The following is a 16,463-nucleotide window of genomic DNA, read 5'->3' as shown; positions in this document are numbered from 1 at the left end:
ATGATTAGCTATTTATCAGGATAAATGACAAGGTGCATACTTTATGGCTTGATGACTTTGGGATTTGAATTGCCCCAAATGGTATAAAGGTCAGCCAGTAGTGCGCCATTAATGTCTTCGATTTCGGCTTGCGTGATGCGAGCATCGCCTTGTGCGCCATAGATGACAACTTCATCACCGATATTGATACCTTTTTTGGCGACAATATCCGTCACATCGACCATCGTGGTATTCATCGATACCTTGCCAACTACAGGTGCGCGTTCACCGCCAATCAGCACTGTACCTTTATTGGTAAAGGCTCGGCGATAGCCATCAGAGTAGCCAAATGGTAGGTTTGCCAAATATGAATCACGGGTCAGTGTATGTGTGCCATCATAGCCGACGGTCGTACCCGCAGGGTAAAACTGCACGGACGCCACTTTGGTCTTAAAGCTCATAATTGGCTTATAAGCAGGCTTGGCATCGATGGTATCGCCATAAATCAAGCCGCCGGGGCGCACCATGTCCAGATGACTCTCAGGCACGCTGATGGTGGCAAATGAGTTGGCGGTGTGCAGGGTAAGTTTGTTGCGATCAAGCTTGGCAGTCTTGATTAGCCAGTCCGCTTGCTCATTGAACACGGCAAGGCGCGCTTGTACAAACTCGGTATCTTCATTGGCATAATGTGTCATGATGCCTGTGATGTTAATGTGGGAGAGCTTGGTGATGGCAAAGGCGTCAATTTTGCCACTATCGGTACTGACATCGATACCATTGCGGTCCATACTGCCAGAGTTTAGTGCTAGATGATAATTGATGGTTTTGCCGTGTTTTTGGGCGATGTCATTTAGGCTTAGGGCGTGGCTAAGGCTACCGGTCAGCTCGGTGATGTCGTAATCAAGCGCAGATTCAACTTCACCAGCATCTGCTAGGCGTACACGCATGATGATGCCTTTGTAGCCATGTGCACGAGCCACACGAGCTTCTTCGTTGCTTGCAATGCCGATGCAAGGCACGCCAAGCTTAATGATACTTGGCATCAACAAATCAATGCCGTTGCCATAGGCATCTGCTTTCATGATGGCACAGATTTTGGTGCTGTCTTTGAGTGTCTTTTGTAGGCGAGTAATGTTGTCTTCAAAGGCTTTGACATCAATCTCAAGATAAGCATTTGCCTTGCTGTGATTGGCAAAGCTGTAATCGCCATGTGTGTGTAGTAGCGGAGCGGCTTGAGCGGTGCTTGCAGTGCCGATGGCTAGGCTTGCCAAGATGGCAAGTGTGAGCCTGCTGTGTTTCATCATCATTCCCTTTTGTTGCGTTAAAATTGCTATTCTATACGAAAATTTATAAGGGATAAAGATGATGGTGCAAGTTTTTTTGGACAAATAAAAAAATCTCAAGCATGATACTTGAGATTTTCGAATAGTGGCGCAGCGGACGGGGCTCGAACCCGCGACCCCCGGCGTGACAGGCCGGTATTCTAACCAACTGAACTACCGCTGCATAGTGGTGGGTGGTAACGGGATCGAACCGCTGACCCTCTGCTTGTAAGGCAGATGCTCTACCAACTGAGCTAACCACCCTAAAATGTCTTTTCCATCATTTGGAAAACTGATACTGTGTCAAGGTATCACATTTTAAGTTTTGAACTGAACACGCTAGATTGTGTTGCTGTGTTCGTTCGTTGTGGTGCGTATTATATAGAAATTTACACAGGTGTCAAACATTTTTTGGCAAAAATTTGATAATTTTGTGATAAAGTTTATAAGTATTTGATTTTTAACATATAAAATTATACAACATTCATGGGGTGGTGTGTATCCTATAAAAGGTCAGTCAATCTGTTTGGTAAAAAATGCACGAATCTTACAATAGTATCATCAGTCATCGATCCCAAATCTGATGGGTAGTCGCCAATTGACCGCATAAGCACTGCTAAAATCGTCCAAACTGTGCTAAAATAAGCGCATTTTTCTATCTTTTACAGTATTCCAAGATCATCAGAGCAAGCCATGAGCCAAAGCACTTATACTTATCCAAAAAAATATGATGTCATCGTCGTCGGCGGTGGTCATGCAGGCACCGAAGCGGCGTTGGCAGCTGCTCGTATGGGCGCAGCGACCATGCTGATTACCCACAATATCGAAACGCTGGGTCAGATGAGCTGCAACCCTGCCATTGGCGGTATTGGCAAGTCGCATCTGGTACGTGAAGTGGATGCGCTTGGCGGTGCGATGGCGCTGGCGACAGATAAAGCAGGCATTCAGTTTCGCGTGCTGAACAGCCGAAAAGGGGCGGCAGTGCGTGCGACCCGTGCCCAAGCGGATCGTATCTTATATAAGGCGGCAATCCGTCATACGCTCGAAAATCAGCCAAACCTAGACTTATTTCAACAGCCTGTCGATGATATCATCGTCGAAAATGGCAAAGCAGTGGCGGTCGTGACAGCAACGGGCGTACGCTTTGATACCCATGCGGTGGTGCTGACTTCGGGGACATTTTTGGGCGGGGTGATTCATGTCGGGCTTGAGCACCAAAGCGGTGGCCGTGCTGGGGATATGCCTGCCATTCGCTTAGCGGATCGCTTGCGTGAACTTAAGCTGCCTGTGGGTCGCCTAAAGACAGGTACGCCTGCTCGTATTGATGCTCGTACGGTGGATTTTAGTGTGATGACGGTGCAGCCGGGTGATACGCCACTGCCGGTGATGAGCTATATGGGTGATGTGTCCATGCACCCAACCCAAGTGAACTGCTATATCACCCACACCAATGAACGCACGCATGACATCATCCGTGAAAATCTCGACCGCAGTCCGATGTTCAGCGGTAAAATCGAAGGCGTCGGCCCACGCTATTGCCCATCGATTGAAGATAAAATTCATCGCTTTGCCGATAAAGACAGCCATCAGATTTTTATTGAACCTGAAGGCTTGACCACGCATGAGCTATACCCAAATGGTATCTCAACAAGCCTACCGTTTGATGTGCAAGTTGCCTTTATCCATAGTATGAAAGGGCTAGAAAATGCACACATCACACGCCCCGGCTACGCCATCGAGTATGATTATTTTGACCCACAAAATCTTAAGCCAACCTTAGAAACCAAATCCATCGAACAGCTGTATTTTGCAGGGCAAATCAACGGCACGACAGGCTATGAAGAAGCGGCAGCACAGGGGCTGCTCGCAGGGATTAATGCTGCTTTATCCAGTCAGGATAAAGAGTTTTGGACGCCTAAGCGTAATGAAGCCTATCTTGGCGTACTGGTTGATGATTTGATTACGCATGGCACCAAAGAGCCGTATCGTATGTTCACCAGCCGTGCCGAGCATCGCTTGCTACTGCGTGAAGATAATGCCGACCAGCGTCTGACCGCCATCGGTCGCAAGCTTGGCTTGATTGATGATGAACGCTGGGCGAAATTTAATCAAAAAATGGATGCCATCGCATCAGAAAGTGCACGCCTACAAGAGATTTGGGCAACGCCAAACAACGCCATCGGCAAGGCATTTATGGCTAATACTGATGAAGTTTTGACCAAAGAAAATACCTTGCTTGATTTGCTCAAGCGTCCAAACATCAGCTTTGGTGATATTGCCAAAGTCGCCGATAGTACGGCAAGTCCTGAAGTGGGCGAACAGATTGAGATTGCTGTGAAATACGCAGGCTATATCGACCGCCAAAATGACGAAATCGAGCAGATGAAACGCCTTGAAAATACGCCACTGCCGATGGATTTTGACTATACGACTGTGTCAGGCTTGTCCAATGAAATCGTCCAAAAGCTAAGCCAAGTGCGACCGGCGACACTTGCCCAAGCATCTCGCATCAGTGGGGTGACACCTGCGGCGGTGAGCCTACTTGCCATGACAATTAAAAAACTCAAAAAACAACAAGAGATCTTATCCTAATTCTCTGGGGCTGATATGTCAGCCCTTTTGTTTGCAAGCAATTATCCAAAAAAATTAATAAATAATAGGAGAATGCATCATGCTTGACGCCATTGTATTTGCGATTTCGATTACCCTGCCCAACCTGATCTTGATGGGGCTTGGCTTTATGATGCAAAAACGCAGTGTCATCAATCCAGGCTTTATTGAAGTAGCATCAAAAATGGTGTTTAGTTATTGCTTACCATGCTTGTTGTTTTTTAGTGTGATAAAAAGCGATGTGGATTATGCCAAGCAGGTTAATCTGTTGACCGCAGGGCTTGCGTGTACTTTTGCATTGTTTATCTTGGCTGAACTGTATGCCAAGTTTTTGGTCAAGGATGTGGCGGATAAAGGGGTGTTCGTGCAAGGGGTGTTTCGCTCCAATATGGCGATTATGTCGCTGGCAGTGGTGTCAAACGCCTATGGCAACGAAGGGCTTGGTATCGGTGCAGTGTATATGGGCATGCTGACCATCGTGTATAATATTTTGGCGGTGATTACGCTATCACGCACGATGCAAAGTGGTGGTGGATTTGTCCATCAAGCTAAAGATGTACTACTGCATATTATCAAAAATCCCTTAATTATCGCTCTGGTTTCTGCATTTGGCTACAAGGCATTGGCATTGCCTGAGTTGCCAAAATTCGCCTATAAAACTGGTGAGCTACTCGGCGCTGTTGCTTTGCCGTTGGCGCTCATCTGCGCAGGTGCGACACTCAATGTCAAATCCATGCTGTCATTATCAGGGGTATCGATGCAGGCGAGCATTGGGCGGATTGTGGTTGCGCCACTCATGGCGGTGGCATTTGGATTGGCATTCAGCCTTGCGCCGATTGAGATGGGCGTGCTGTTTTTGATGGTGGCAAGCCCTGCAGCGGCAGCAAGCTATGTGATGGCAAAGGCAATGGGTGGTAATGATGTGCTGGCTGCCAATATCTTGGGCTTTACCACTGTGATGAGTATGCTTGGTATGGCGGTTGGTATGGCGATGCTACGGATTATGGGCTTGGTGTGATTGATAGACGTGCCAACCTATGATAAATCACACCACCATCATTAAAACGAACTAAACAACACCATCAGCACAGGCGAGACGACATTGGTAATAAAACCAAAGCTAATCACCAGTGGCATAATCTTAGTGCCGCCTGATTGGATGATGGTCGGTAGGGTAAAATCAAGGCTTGTCACACCCCCAAGACCAATCGCTGATGATGACGAATAACGCATCACCATCGGGATAAAAATCAGTGCAATCACTTCTCGCCCAAGGTCATTGAGCAGTGCCACACTGCCCCAAACTGCACCATAAGCATCAGTCATAATTGTACCAGAGAGCGAATACCAACCAAAGCCTGATGCCAATGCCAAGCCTTTGGTGATGGAAACATCATCAAAAATCAGCGCATAGACGACACCGCTTAATAGTGTAAATGCCATAAACACAAGGCTGATTTGTAAGCCCCGTTTATTTAGCATGGCTTCACGCAGGCTAATGCCCGAGCCTTTGAGCGAAATACCCACCAAAAACAGCAGTGCCATCAGTAGCACCGTCGTAGTCTTGTCATGGGGCAATAATTCGGGTGGTAGAAGCTGTGCTAACACAAAGCCCACCGCCAAGCAAAATAACTGCACCAAGCTACCACGAATGCTGACCTTTGGCTTTGTGCCGCCTGTGCCTTGTTCACGATATTGACACGGCGAAATACGGTCAAAAACCATGAGTGACACCAAGCCAAAGCTGATGGTCAGTGCCATCAAAGTGGATAGATAGACGGCGATTGCGCCGAGTTTTTGGTGTAGATTTTCGACCAGACCAAGCTCAATGCCGATGACGATGAGCAGGATATAGACCAAATAAGACAGTGCGGTTTCGGCTTTTTTTACCCATGCGGTGTTGGTCGGCAGAGCAAAGCCAATAAACATCGGGCTTAGGATGAGTAATAGGGTGATAATGCCTTCCATGTGGATGCCTTAGTTGAGTGATGAATGGTCAAATGGATTGAGTATAATGATAAAGATGGCTATTGTAACATTGTTTCGTCATTTTGCCAAAACGCATCAAAATAGCAAGGGTAATTGATAAGAAGTTCATAAGATAAATATAAATAAAACTTGGGATAAAGTGATGATTTAATGCGATAAAACTGGTGATGATGAAAAATTTGCAAAAAACAAGCAAAATTAAACAGTTTATCATTGGTGCTTGCCAATTAATTTGTTAAAATAATGAGTGTATTTTTGTTATTTATTCATCAATTCAATAAGATGCCACGATTATGAATGCGTCTGACATTACTCAGTTTTTTGAAAAAATCTTAAGGGAATTATATCACAATATCTATTGGCTATTGGGTGGGTCATTGGATGACCAGACGCTAAACTGGTCAAAGCTTGGTTTGTCTTTTTTGGGCACAGGCATCAAGATTGTCATTTTGCTTGTGGTGATTGGCTTTATTTATTGGCTACTTGTCTATCTGGTCAAGTCAGTCCGCAAGATTTTTAATTTATCGCATCGTTATGCACGCATTGCCCGTGCGACTTTGCGTTATCTGTGGTTTATGACCAGTCTGATTGCGGTGATGTCGCAGATTGGTATTCAGGCAGATTTGGTCAAGGCAACTGCCAAAGCGGCAACTTGGGCGGGCTTTTATTATGTGCTGTGGGCGGTGAGTGGGCAGATGGTCAGTAGCGTGCTTAAGCACTATGATTTGAATGCATCGATTGAACAACTGCTCAAAAACTTGCTACTCGTGCTGATTTTGGTCTTGGCATTTGCCACCGTGATGGCAAAATTTGGCTTTGATATTTTCTCCATCGTCGCAGGTCTGGGTATCGCAGGTCTTGCGGTGGGCTGGGCATCCCAAAGCACTTTGGCGAACTTTATCGCAGGTATTGTGATTTTGGTGGAGCAGTCGTTTCAGGTGGGGGACTGGATTCGCTTGGGCGATAAAGAAGGGCGTGTGGTCAAGATTTCACTGCGAGCGACCCAAATCCTTGACCGTGATAATATCATCATTATTATCCCAAACTCAGCGGTCGCATCGTCTGAAGTGGTGAATTTGACATCCAAAAAGATGATTCGCTTTGATGTCAAAACTCGTATCGGGCTACACGCCGATATTACCAAAGCTCGCAGTGCGATTATTAAGACGCTCCAAAAAGATGAAGTCGTCCTCAAACACCCTGCGCCGATTGCCACCGTCGATGGCATTGGTGAGTCTGGGATTAATATCATCGTGCGTTTTTGGGTTGCGCCATTATCGGTGGCTCGCATCCCTGTGATTAAAGAAAATATCAACGAAAAAATCAAACGAGCACTGGATGATGCAGGCGTTGAAGTGCCTTATCCGTATATGAAGCTGATTCTTGATGATGGGGCGGATGATGTTAAAAAAGTGATTATTCAGAAGTCATCAGACGCTGTCTAAAGATGCTACCTAAGATACTACCCAAAGCATCATCCAAAGACATTATCAATCCATGATGCTTTAACCGCTTTTGTGTCTATGTGTGACCAAAAGCGGTTTTATTTTCTTAACGGATGTGCAGGATTTTGGCGATGATATATGCTATAATAATCAGCTTTTATTCTTGTAATTGATTGGATAGTATGACCACGCACACCCCGACTTATTTTGCTGATTTGGCGAATTTTAATGCTGATGACTTTCATGGTGTCATCACTTGTGCCGATGGCTTGGAACAGGCGCTCGTGATTGAGCTTGATAGCTTTGGACTTGCGCCACAAATCCTGCGTGCAGGGCGTGTGCTGGTGTCGCTGAATTTGGCTAAGCTGTATCATATCTGCTTATTTAGCCGTGTGGCAAGCCGCGTACTGTTGCCACTTGGTGAATATCATTTTAAACAAAAAATTGATAATGGCGTAGAAGTGCTGAACGAAGATGTGCCAGAAGCCCTGTATCAGTTCACCGCTCGTATCGACTGGACTAAGCTGTTTGGGCTTGAGCATCGATTTGCCATTCGCCTAAGTACCGATAAGCGTCTGACGGTCAATCAGCAGTTTGCCACCTTGCGTATCAAAGATGCGATTGCTGATACCTTTAACCGTGCTTTTGGCGCACGCCCAGATGTTGATGCCAAGTCGCCTGACTTTCAGATTTTTGCAGCGGCGAATAATAAATTTGCCGAACTATTCCTTGATTTATCAGGTACTAGCCTACATCGCCGTGGCTATCGTGTCGCCAATACCGCCGCACCCCTAAAAGAAAACTTGGCATCGGCGCTGCTGTATGAATGTGGTTGGCACAAGAGTGCGTTTGATGCCATCATCGACCCGATGTGTGGCTCGGGTACATTCATCACCGAAGCGCTGCTCATGCGTGCCAATTATCCGGTGGGATTGGATAAGGCTAGTGATGAATTTGGCTTTTATTGTTGGCAACATCATGATGAAGACTTGTGGGATGAGATGGTCGCCAATGCCCAAAATCAATTCCATGATAATTTAGATAAATTACAAAATAGCCACTTAACTGTCATCGCCTTTGATGCTGATGCTCATGCGGTGCAAGCGTGCCACAAGAATCTGATGGCGTCAGGATTATCACCAGTTTTGCACAAAGTACAGCTAGAGCAGCGTAGTGCCGCACAGCTGTCGGGTGCGCTGGAGAAAATCACTGCCACAAAACCACTTGTCATCACCAATCCACCGTATGGCGAGCGACTTGGCGACAGTGATTTTATCAAGCCGTTGTATCACGGTGTGGGTTTGCAGGTGAGTGCAGGACTGCGTACAGCAGGTGTGAGTGATGCGTATATGGCGGTGCTTGCTAGCCACATCGAACACGCCGATACGCTACCAATCATCGAGCCGAATACTTTACGCTGTCATAACGGCGCACTAACGGTGTATTTTCGTCATGGCAAGCTAAACCTATCGCCACTGCCAAGTCTAATCCGTGATTATGAACGCCGTGATGTGCAGATTGATGATGCTCAAGAATTTATCAATCGTCTGCAGAAAAATTTAGCCAATCTAAAAAAACAAGCGGTCAGACAAGGCGTAACCAATCTGCGTGTCTATGATGCAGATTTGCCAAATTTCAATGTCGCCATCGATGTCTATGGTGACAAAATCCATGTCCAAGAGTACGCACCGCCCAAGCAAATTCCTGCCGATGTCGCCAAAGCACGATTTAATCTAGTGCTACATTCGGTGCGTGAAGTGTTTGGCGTGGCTCGTGAGTCCATCTTTATCAAGACTCGTGCCCGCCAATCGGGTAATGAACAATACACCAAAAACGAAACCACCAAGCGCAAAAAAATGTGGGTGGCAGCCGAAGATGGGGCATATTTTTATGTTAATTTTACCGAGTATCTCGACACGGGGCTGTTCATCGACCATCGCAATATGCGCGGGCTTGTCAAATCGGCAAGTCGTGGCAAGCGAGTGCTGAACCTGTTTTCATATACCTGCTCGGCAAGTGTGCACGCAGCGCTTGGCGGTGCTAAGTGCGTGACCAGCGTGGATTTGTCGGGGAATTATTTGGATTGGGGTAAACAAAACTTTGCCCTAAATGGCTTGGTGCTCGATACAATCCATGAAGATGAACTAAAATATCAGTTCATATCTGAAGATACGTTTGAATGGATTAAAAACAACACCGAGCAATATGATGTGATTTTTATTGACCCGCCGACCTTTTCAAATTCCAAAAAATTCAAAGGCACTTTTGATGTCCAGCGTGACCATGTGGCGCTGATTAATCGTGCGATGAACCGCTTATCGGCAGGGGGCGTGCTGTATTTTAGTAATAACTACACTCGCTTTGAGCTGGATGAGAGCTTGACGGCTCGCTATGATGTCAAAAATATCACGCATGAGACTATCGGCTTTGATTTTGATATCAAAAAACCAATCCATCAAAGCTTTGAAATCCGTCACAAAAATGCCATCAAGACAGCGCAAGTCGATGTCCATGATGGCGATGATATGCCAAATGGCCGCAATCAAGCGTATCAAAGAGCGGATAAAGCGGATAAAAAGCCATTTGCGAAATCTTTAGATAAGTCATCAGGCAGAACATCGGATAAGCCGTTTGATAAAGCCTTTAAACCTTTTGATAAGTCTGCTAAAGGCGACCGCAAAACTTTTGAGCGTGGCGATAAAAAGCATTCGGGCAAAAAAGACCTTGATAAGCCCAATTTTGTTAAGCCTAATAAAGCAGCGCAAGGTAAACCTTTTGGCAAATCACAAAGCAAGCAATTTGGCAGGGCAGATAAAACCCAAGCGGTAGATAAGCCAAGCATCAAGCGTGTGTATGTCAATCCAAAGCTTGCCGATGGCGAGAGACTTGCCCAAAGCTTGACGCAAAAACTCAATGACAAGCCAAGTGGTGACGCACAAACAACATCACGCTATCGCATTAAGCGTAAAGATTGATAAATTTAAGCGAAATTAAGTATTGAAACAATAAGCATTGAAAAATAGGTAAAACATGACAAATCAGACAAACGAAATTGACCGCCAAGAACAACAAGAGTTAAGCGATGTGCTCACAGGTATAGACAATTCTATCCAAGTCGATGATGAAGAAAATCTTGATGATGAGCGTCATGAATTTGATGATGGTATCAAATCAAGCCGTTTTAAAAAGCTACAAAAAAAGCTACGCAAAGAAGTGTCGTGGGCGATTCGCGACTTTAAGATGATTGAAGATGGCGATGTGGTGATGGTATGTATCTCAGGCGGTAAAGACAGTTTTACCTTGCTTGATATTTTATTATTCCTAAAGCGTATCGCACCGATTCATTTTGATGTCGTTGCAGTAAACCTTGACCAAAAACAACCGGGCTTCCCTGAAGATGTCCTGCCAAAATACCTATCAGAACAGGGCATCCCGTACTATATCCTAGAAAAAGACACATATAGCATCGTCAAGCAAGTCGTACCCGAAGGCAAGACTTACTGCTCAGCGTGCTCTCGCCTGCGTCGTGGTTCATTGTATGGATTTGCTAAACAAATTGGTGCAACCAAAGTGGCACTGGGCCATCATCGTGATGATATTTTGGCAACTTTTTTCCTAAATTTATTCCATGGTGGCAGCCTAAAAGCCATGCCGCCCAAACTATTAAGCGATGATAAACAAAATGTGCTGATTCGTCCGCTTGCTTATGTTGCCGAAAAAGACATCATCAAATACGCCAATTACAAAAAATTCCCCATCATTCCATGCAATCTGTGTGGCAGCCAAGAAAATCTGCAACGAGCGATGATTAATGAGATGCTACGAGAATGGGACCATACGCATCCAAAACGCCTAGCGAGTATGTTCAAAGCGCTACAAAATGTCGCACCAAGTCAGCTTGCTGACCGCAATTTGTTTGACTTTGAGAATCTCAGCCTTGAGCGTAATGATGATGAAAGGCTGTTTGAAGGGGATAATATTCAGGTGGGCGTGACTGAAGAGCTTGATAAAATGGGCTTGCCGATTAATCCTTTGGTGCAGACCTTTAACCCTAAATTTGCCAAAGAAGATGATAAAAAAGACAACAAAATCCCTGTGATTAATCCGTTGTTGTGATTTGGTGATTTTACAATTTTACTAAGTTATTTTACCAAGTTATCTCACTAAGCTATCAGGTGGTATTGATTGAAAAAGCTAGGCAATCACCTAGCTTTTTTCATTGTGTAGCTTTTGACGAATGACGCTTATCAGCATATCAGCATCATCAAGCAGGCTATTGTCAATCTTGATGTAGCGCATGGCGACGGTTTTGCCTTGACGCTGATAAGTAAAGGGTATGTCGCCATCTGTCAGATGATGCGTCTTGACAAAAATATCATCATCAGCACTAATGATGGCGAACATCTGTCCATTGACAAACAGGCAAGTCTCGCCAAACATTCGCCGTGCGCTAAGTCTACCCAACGGGCTAAGCACATCGATGAGATATTCAGCAAGCTCATTCATGTGTTGAGAAATATTTCACAAACCAACCTAGCGCCATCTCATAACCCATATCCCCCAGACCGCAAATCACCCCGACCGCCTTGTCCGAAAAATACGAATGTGTACGAAATGGTTCACGGGCATGGACATTGGATAGATGCACTTCGATAAAGGGCTTATTGAGTGCTGACAGTGCATCACGAATGGCGACGGATGTATGGGTGAAGGCAGCGGGATTGATGATGACGCCATCGACGGGTGTATCGCTTAATAACCCAATGTCGCTGACAAAATCCACGATAGCACCTTCGTGGTTGGACTGAAAACAAATCAGTTCAATGCCTGCTTGACTTGCTAGATTGCTTAGATGTACTTCAATATCTTGTAGCGTGGTTGCGCCATAAATGTGCGGTTCACGCTTGCCAAGTAGGTGTAAGTTTGGGCCGTTAATGAGTGCGATTTTTTTGGTGCTCATGATTAATTCCTTAGTGGGTTTGGGTTATTTTAGTGGATTTTTGCCAAGTTTTCATTAATAATTTTTATGAGTGCTAAAAGTTTGCAAAAAATGCATTATTCATCAACTAAATGGTGATTATTTTTATCCGTAAAAACTTGTATTAGTTTTGTAAACAAGGTATGATAGCACCAATGGTTTTTTTGCCGTTAAGTTGTAACAGTGGCACCTTGTACGCTAGGAATCCCAAGCAAACACTAAGGATTGTGAACCTTTAGTAAGTTGCCATCGCTTTAAAATTGTACATCGTTCACAGAAAAATCGGTGTATGCTCATAAGGAAATTATCATGTCGAAAGAACAAGGTACCGTCAAATGGTTCAATGATGCCAAGGGTTTTGGCTTTATTCAGCGTGCCACAGGTGAAGATGTGTTTGTGCATTTTCGTGCCATTCAAAGTGAAGGCTATCGCTCACTCAAAGAAGGTCAGCCGGTGGAATTTGTGGTGACTGAAGGCGAAAAAGGACTACAAGCCGAAGAAGTGGTGAAACTATAATCATCAAAAAACCAAAAAACTCGTCATGATTGGCGAGTTTTTGTTTTGTATAGCTAGATATAGCTAGATATAGCTAGATACAAAACCTGCTTTGCAAATGTATGGCAATGTGCGATAATGGCAAAAGCAACCATCTGCTGATGGTAGTTATCCTTATATAATGATGAGCAAATTTTATGAAAACTACTCTAAAAACACTTTTGGCAACCACTGTACTTGGCATCGCCGGACTGGCTCAAGCAAATACCACCGCTACGACGCAACCAGAGCTGACCGAAGAGCAGCAAGTGATTGCCGCTATCTGTGATACAACTGCGATGGGTACGGCGATGATTGCCACCATGCACCAATCGGGCGTTGATAAATCGGCGACTTTGGCTGATATCAACAGCTTTGCCCCTGAACTTGAAAAAATGATTGGCAATGCTCAAGTGGCTGGTGATATCGTCAAATACTGGCAAGCAGCCGTTACTGACATTTATCAAGGCGATATTCTAAAAACTGACGAAGAAAAAGCCAAATATGTTGATAATGTTGGCAATGCGACGTTTTATTCTTGTGTTGAACAATTGAGCAAATAATTTCCCACGAATACGGCTTGAACGCCATAGCATCAAGAGATAACTATTTTGACCACTGATTTGCAAGCAGATACCGACCAGTTGGCGGTAGAAAATCAGGCTGATGTGCCTGCCTTTGTACATTTTTCGGATTTGCCTTTGTCGGCATCGACATTAAAGGCGGTAAAATCGCTGAATTTTGCCAAATTGACCCCGATTCAGGCGCAGATTTTGCCACATACGCTGGCAAATCAAGATGCCATCGGTCAGGCGCAGACAGGCACGGGCAAGACAGCGACTTTTTTGATTACTATCATTGAAGCACTACTAAAAAAACCATTTGCCAAAGACGAAAAACGCTATCTGGGTGAGCCACGTGCTCTGGTGCTTGCACCGACTCGAGAGCTTGCACAGCAGATTTTGGCGGATTGTCGTGAGCTAACTCGCTATAGTGAGCTGTATAACCTGTGCATCACCGGTGGGGCGGATTTTGATAAACAAGCCGAACAAATCAATAAACGACCGCTTGATATTCTGATTGGTACACCGGGTCGCATTATTGACTGGGTAAATAAGGGCGCGCTGTTCTTGGATCGTGTTGAAGTCTTTGTGCTTGATGAAGCTGATCGTATGCTGGATATGGGCTTTATCCCTGATATTAAGCGTATCGTACGCCATATGCCTGCCAATACCGACCGCCAAAGCTTGTTGTTTTCGGCGACATTCAACCAAGATGTGATGAATTTGGCGTATCGCTGGCTGTATCATCCTGCCTTTGTTGAGATTGCGCCTGAGTCTAAGACCAATACCGCCATTGAGCAGAAATTTTATCTCTTGACCGAGCGTGAAAAGATGACGGCACTGCGTCAGATTCTATCCGATCAGTCGGTCAAAAAAGCCATCGTCTTTGCTAATCGCAAGGATCAAGTCAAGCGACTGTATGACAATCTACGCCGTCATCATGATGTGACCATGCTATCCGGTGATGTCGCACAGCAAAAACGAGAACGCTATTTACAGCGCTTTAAAGATGGTGAAGTTAATATTCTAGTAGCGACCGATGTGGCGGGGCGTGGTATCCATGTCGATGATGTCACCCATGTCATCAATTTTACCTTGCCTGATATGCCAGATGACTATGTGCATCGTATCGGGCGTACAGGTCGTGCGGGGCATACGGGGGTGTCGATCAGCTTTGTCAGCGAAAATGATGCCTTTAATCTGCCTGCACTAGAGTCACATATTGATCAAAAATTCAAGCTAAGCCAGTTTGATTTTGATGAAACGGGTGGTGAGTCAGACCGTAGCACGGCGGATTTGGGCGGCGCATGATCCCTCATTTGACCTTGATGCCATCACGCATTCCATTGTCGCTGTACATTCATGTGCCGTGGTGTGTCAAAAAATGCCCGTATTGCGATTTTAACTCGCACGCACTGCCAAGCGATACGCCATTTGCTGATTATGTCGATGCACTACTCGCTGATGCGTCATCGCAGGTGCGATTTTTGGCAAATCGTGAGATTGGCACGGTATTTATCGGCGGTGGCACGCCATCGCTATTGCCTATCACTGAGATGGCACGACTCTTTGATGGGCTGAGACGGATTTTACCGTTTGCCAATGACTGTGAAATCACGCTAGAAGCCAACCCTGGCACGCTTGAGCACGCACCATTTGAAGACTATCTTGCCATCGGCATTAATCGCCTATCCATTGGCGTGCAAAGCTTTGATGGCACAGCCTTATCGGTGCTTGGGCGTATCCACAATCCTGAACAGGCCATCAGTGCCATCATTAAGGCAAAACAAGCAGGCTTTGAGCGGGTCAATGCTGATTTGATGTATGGGCTACCCAATCAAACGCCAAGCCTTGCCGTGCATGACATCACCACCGCCATCAATGCAGGTGCAACGCACATTTCATGGTATCAGCTGACCATTGAGCCCAATACTGCTTTTCATCGCACGCCACCTGATTTACCTGATGAAGAGACGATGGAAGCCATTGAGACAGCTGGGCGTGATGTATTGACACAGCACGGATTTGATAATTATGAAGTCAGTGCATGGGCGGGGCGTGCGGATACGGCTTGTCGGCACAATATGAACTATTGGCAATTTGGCGATTATCTTGCCATCGGTGCAGGCGCGCATGGCAAGGTCACGGTCGCTCATCAGGCGGATTTGGCAGATGGCATTTATCGGTTTCAAAAATCTCGCCTACCAAAAGATTATCTAAACTATGATGGTGCACCAAAGATGGTGAATTTTGAAGCTGTCGCCCAAGAAAATCTACCTTTTGAATTTATGATGAATGCCCTACGCCTAAGACAGGGCACGACGACACAAGTGTTTGAAGAGCGTACAGGGCTATTTGTCAGTACCATTGATAATGAGATGATGCCACTACAGCATCAAGGCTTGATGGTATTTGACCCACTTGTGATTGCACCGACGGCATTGGGCTTTCGTTATGTCAATCATCTGGTGAGCCAGTTTTTATAAATTTATCTAAATTATTATGAGCTTAATTCATATCGTTCTATTTTCTCCAAAAATCCCCAATAACACAGGCAATATCATTCGCCTATGTGCCAATACGGGTGCGCAGTTGCATCTTATCAAGCCGTTGGGCTTTGAGCTCGATGATACCAAGCTTAAGCGTGCGGGACTTGATTATCATGAATACGCCAATCTACAGGTGCACGAAGATTGGGCGAGTGCCAAAGCGGTATTGCAGGCAACAGGCGTCAGCCGATTTGTGGCGATGACGACCAAGTTTAGCCGACCGTTTTATGACTATGATTTTGGGCTAGATGGTCAAAGCGATGCCTGCGGTGTGGCGGTGGTGTTCGGTTCAGAGACTGACGGTCTGCCTGACGATGTGCGTGCTGATATCGGTGCGGATAATTGGCTACGGCTACCGATGCTACCACAATCTCGTAGCCTAAACCTTGCCAATAGTGTCTCGATTTGTCTGTATGAAGTGTGGCGTCAGCTTGGCTTTGTCGGTGATGTTGGGCAAAGTGTCGGCTATCATAAGCCAACTTCTAGATAGTCAA

Annotated in this window: 14 protein-coding genes and 2 tRNA genes; 10 read left to right on the top strand and 6 right to left on the bottom strand. The window is 45.5% G+C overall.

Annotated elements, in window-relative coordinates; all coding sequences use genetic code 11:
• Positions 1 to 41: 41 nt before the first annotated feature.
• From alr to B0680_RS04620, 3 genes are all read right to left on the bottom strand, one after another.
• Positions 42 to 1,280 (bottom strand): alanine racemase, encoded by a 1,239-nt coding sequence (alr, locus tag B0680_RS04630; RefSeq protein ID WP_078253890.1) that lies wholly within the window; start codon positions 1,278 to 1,280, stop codon positions 42 to 44.
• 128 nt (positions 1,281 to 1,408) lie between these two features.
• A tRNA-Asp gene (locus B0680_RS04625) sits at positions 1,409 to 1,485 on the bottom strand.
• Between the two features lie 4 nt (positions 1,486 to 1,489).
• A tRNA-Val gene (locus B0680_RS04620) sits at positions 1,490 to 1,565 on the bottom strand.
• 429 nt (positions 1,566 to 1,994) lie between these two features.
• Between B0680_RS04620 and mnmG the strand changes: the two genes are divergently transcribed.
• Both mnmG and B0680_RS04610 read left to right on the top strand, forming a co-directional pair.
• Positions 1,995 to 3,893, top strand: a complete 1,899-nt coding sequence (mnmG, locus tag B0680_RS04615; protein WP_078253889.1) for a tRNA uridine-5-carboxymethylaminomethyl(34) synthesis enzyme MnmG — start codon at positions 1,995 to 1,997, stop codon at positions 3,891 to 3,893.
• 79 nt (positions 3,894 to 3,972) lie between these two features.
• Entirely contained in the window at positions 3,973 to 4,929 is a 957-nt protein-coding gene (locus B0680_RS04610) for an AEC family transporter (RefSeq protein ID WP_078253888.1), read from the top strand.
• A gap of 41 nt (positions 4,930 to 4,970) precedes the next feature.
• Here B0680_RS04610 and B0680_RS04605 read toward each other — a convergent pair whose 3' ends face one another.
• Positions 4,971 to 5,879 (bottom strand): lysine exporter LysO family protein, encoded by a 909-nt coding sequence (locus B0680_RS04605; RefSeq protein ID WP_078253887.1) that lies wholly within the window; start codon positions 5,877 to 5,879, stop codon positions 4,971 to 4,973.
• Positions 5,880 to 6,193: 314 nt separating this feature from the next.
• On the opposite strand from B0680_RS04605, the gene B0680_RS04595 reads away from it, so the two are divergent.
• The 3 genes from B0680_RS04595 to ttcA all read left to right on the top strand — a co-directional run bounded on the left by B0680_RS04595 (position 6,194) and on the right by ttcA (position 11,461).
• Positions 6,194 to 7,345 carry a mechanosensitive ion channel family protein gene (locus B0680_RS04595; RefSeq protein ID WP_078253885.1) on the top strand — a complete coding sequence of 384 codons (1,152 nt, stop codon included), beginning with the start codon at positions 6,194 to 6,196 and terminating at the stop codon, positions 7,343 to 7,345.
• 182 nt (positions 7,346 to 7,527) lie between these two features.
• On the top strand, positions 7,528 to 10,320 hold the full coding sequence (gene rlmKL / locus B0680_RS04590) for a bifunctional 23S rRNA (guanine(2069)-N(7))-methyltransferase RlmK/23S rRNA (guanine(2445)-N(2))-methyltransferase RlmL (RefSeq protein WP_143821348.1): 2,793 nt from the start codon (positions 7,528 to 7,530) through the stop codon (positions 10,318 to 10,320).
• A 55-nt stretch (positions 10,321 to 10,375) separates the two neighbouring features.
• Positions 10,376 to 11,461: a tRNA 2-thiocytidine(32) synthetase TtcA gene (ttcA, locus tag B0680_RS04585; protein WP_078253884.1), complete on the top strand. Its 1,086-nt coding sequence runs from the start codon at positions 10,376 to 10,378 to the stop codon at positions 11,459 to 11,461.
• A 90-nt stretch (positions 11,462 to 11,551) separates the two neighbouring features.
• Here the strand turns inward: ttcA and B0680_RS04580 are convergent, their stop codons facing one another.
• Together B0680_RS04580 and aroQ are read right to left on the bottom strand one after the other, a co-directional pair.
• Positions 11,552 to 11,851 (bottom strand): TfoX/Sxy family protein, encoded by a 300-nt coding sequence (locus tag B0680_RS04580; RefSeq protein WP_078253883.1) that lies wholly within the window; start codon positions 11,849 to 11,851, stop codon positions 11,552 to 11,554.
• Complete coding sequence (gene aroQ / locus B0680_RS04575; RefSeq protein ID WP_078253882.1) at positions 11,844 to 12,305, bottom strand: type II 3-dehydroquinate dehydratase; 462 nt, start codon at positions 12,303 to 12,305, stop codon at positions 11,844 to 11,846. The genes B0680_RS04580 and aroQ overlap by 8 nt, the downstream gene beginning before the upstream one ends.
• A gap of 327 nt (positions 12,306 to 12,632) precedes the next feature.
• Between aroQ and B0680_RS04570 the strand changes: the two genes are divergently transcribed.
• From B0680_RS04570 to B0680_RS04550, 5 genes are all read left to right on the top strand, one after another.
• Positions 12,633 to 12,839, top strand: a complete 207-nt coding sequence (locus B0680_RS04570; protein ID WP_078253881.1) for a cold-shock protein — start codon at positions 12,633 to 12,635, stop codon at positions 12,837 to 12,839.
• Between the two features lie 176 nt (positions 12,840 to 13,015).
• Positions 13,016 to 13,420 carry a hypothetical protein gene (locus B0680_RS04565; protein WP_078253880.1) on the top strand — a complete coding sequence of 135 codons (405 nt, stop codon included), beginning with the start codon at positions 13,016 to 13,018 and terminating at the stop codon, positions 13,418 to 13,420.
• Between the two features lie 105 nt (positions 13,421 to 13,525).
• Complete coding sequence (locus B0680_RS04560) at positions 13,526 to 14,731, top strand: DEAD/DEAH box helicase (RefSeq protein WP_078253919.1); 1,206 nt, start codon at positions 13,526 to 13,528, stop codon at positions 14,729 to 14,731.
• Positions 14,728 to 15,906, top strand: a complete 1,179-nt coding sequence (hemW, locus tag B0680_RS04555; protein WP_078253879.1) for a radical SAM family heme chaperone HemW — start codon at positions 14,728 to 14,730, stop codon at positions 15,904 to 15,906. The genes B0680_RS04560 and hemW overlap by 4 nt, the downstream gene beginning before the upstream one ends.
• A gap of 16 nt (positions 15,907 to 15,922) precedes the next feature.
• The gene (locus B0680_RS04550; RefSeq protein WP_078253877.1) at positions 15,923 to 16,459 is read left to right on the top strand and encodes a tRNA (cytidine(34)-2'-O)-methyltransferase; all 537 of its coding nucleotides are present in this window, start codon (positions 15,923 to 15,925) and stop codon (positions 16,457 to 16,459) included.
• Positions 16,460 to 16,463 lie beyond the last annotated feature (4 nt).

This window comes from Moraxella pluranimalium, from assembly GCF_002014825.1.
In the GTDB taxonomy this organism is placed as follows: Bacteria; Pseudomonadota; Gammaproteobacteria; order Pseudomonadales; family Moraxellaceae; genus Moraxella; species Moraxella pluranimalium.
The sequence above is the reverse complement of the archived record's forward strand: the minus strand, read 5'-3'. Positions and strand labels throughout refer to the sequence as shown.

What these genes read in the sequence shown, in the direction of transcription:
- alr (WP_078253890.1), bottom strand. Translation starts at nt 1,280, where the DNA reads ATGAAACACAGCAGGCTCACACTTGCCATCTTGGCAAGCCTAGCCATC.
- mnmG (WP_078253889.1), top strand. Translation starts at nt 1,995, where the DNA reads ATGAGCCAAAGCACTTATACTTATCCAAAAAAATATGATGTCATCGTC.
- B0680_RS04610 (WP_078253888.1), top strand. Translation starts at nt 3,973, where the DNA reads ATGCTTGACGCCATTGTATTTGCGATTTCGATTACCCTGCCCAACCTG.
- B0680_RS04605 (WP_078253887.1), bottom strand. Translation starts at nt 5,879, where the DNA reads ATGGAAGGCATTATCACCCTATTACTCATCCTAAGCCCGATGTTTATT.
- B0680_RS04595 (WP_078253885.1), top strand. Translation starts at nt 6,194, where the DNA reads ATGAATGCGTCTGACATTACTCAGTTTTTTGAAAAAATCTTAAGGGAA.
- rlmKL (WP_143821348.1), top strand. Translation starts at nt 7,528, where the DNA reads ATGACCACGCACACCCCGACTTATTTTGCTGATTTGGCGAATTTTAAT.
- ttcA (WP_078253884.1), top strand. Translation starts at nt 10,376, where the DNA reads ATGACAAATCAGACAAACGAAATTGACCGCCAAGAACAACAAGAGTTA.
- B0680_RS04580 (WP_078253883.1), bottom strand. Translation starts at nt 11,851, where the DNA reads ATGAATGAGCTTGCTGAATATCTCATCGATGTGCTTAGCCCGTTGGGT.
- aroQ (WP_078253882.1), bottom strand. Translation starts at nt 12,305, where the DNA reads ATGAGCACCAAAAAAATCGCACTCATTAACGGCCCAAACTTACACCTA.
- B0680_RS04570 (WP_078253881.1), top strand. Translation starts at nt 12,633, where the DNA reads ATGTCGAAAGAACAAGGTACCGTCAAATGGTTCAATGATGCCAAGGGT.
- B0680_RS04565 (WP_078253880.1), top strand. Translation starts at nt 13,016, where the DNA reads ATGAAAACTACTCTAAAAACACTTTTGGCAACCACTGTACTTGGCATC.
- hemW (WP_078253879.1), top strand. Translation starts at nt 14,728, where the DNA reads ATGATCCCTCATTTGACCTTGATGCCATCACGCATTCCATTGTCGCTG.
- B0680_RS04550 (WP_078253877.1), top strand. Translation starts at nt 15,923, where the DNA reads ATGAGCTTAATTCATATCGTTCTATTTTCTCCAAAAATCCCCAATAAC.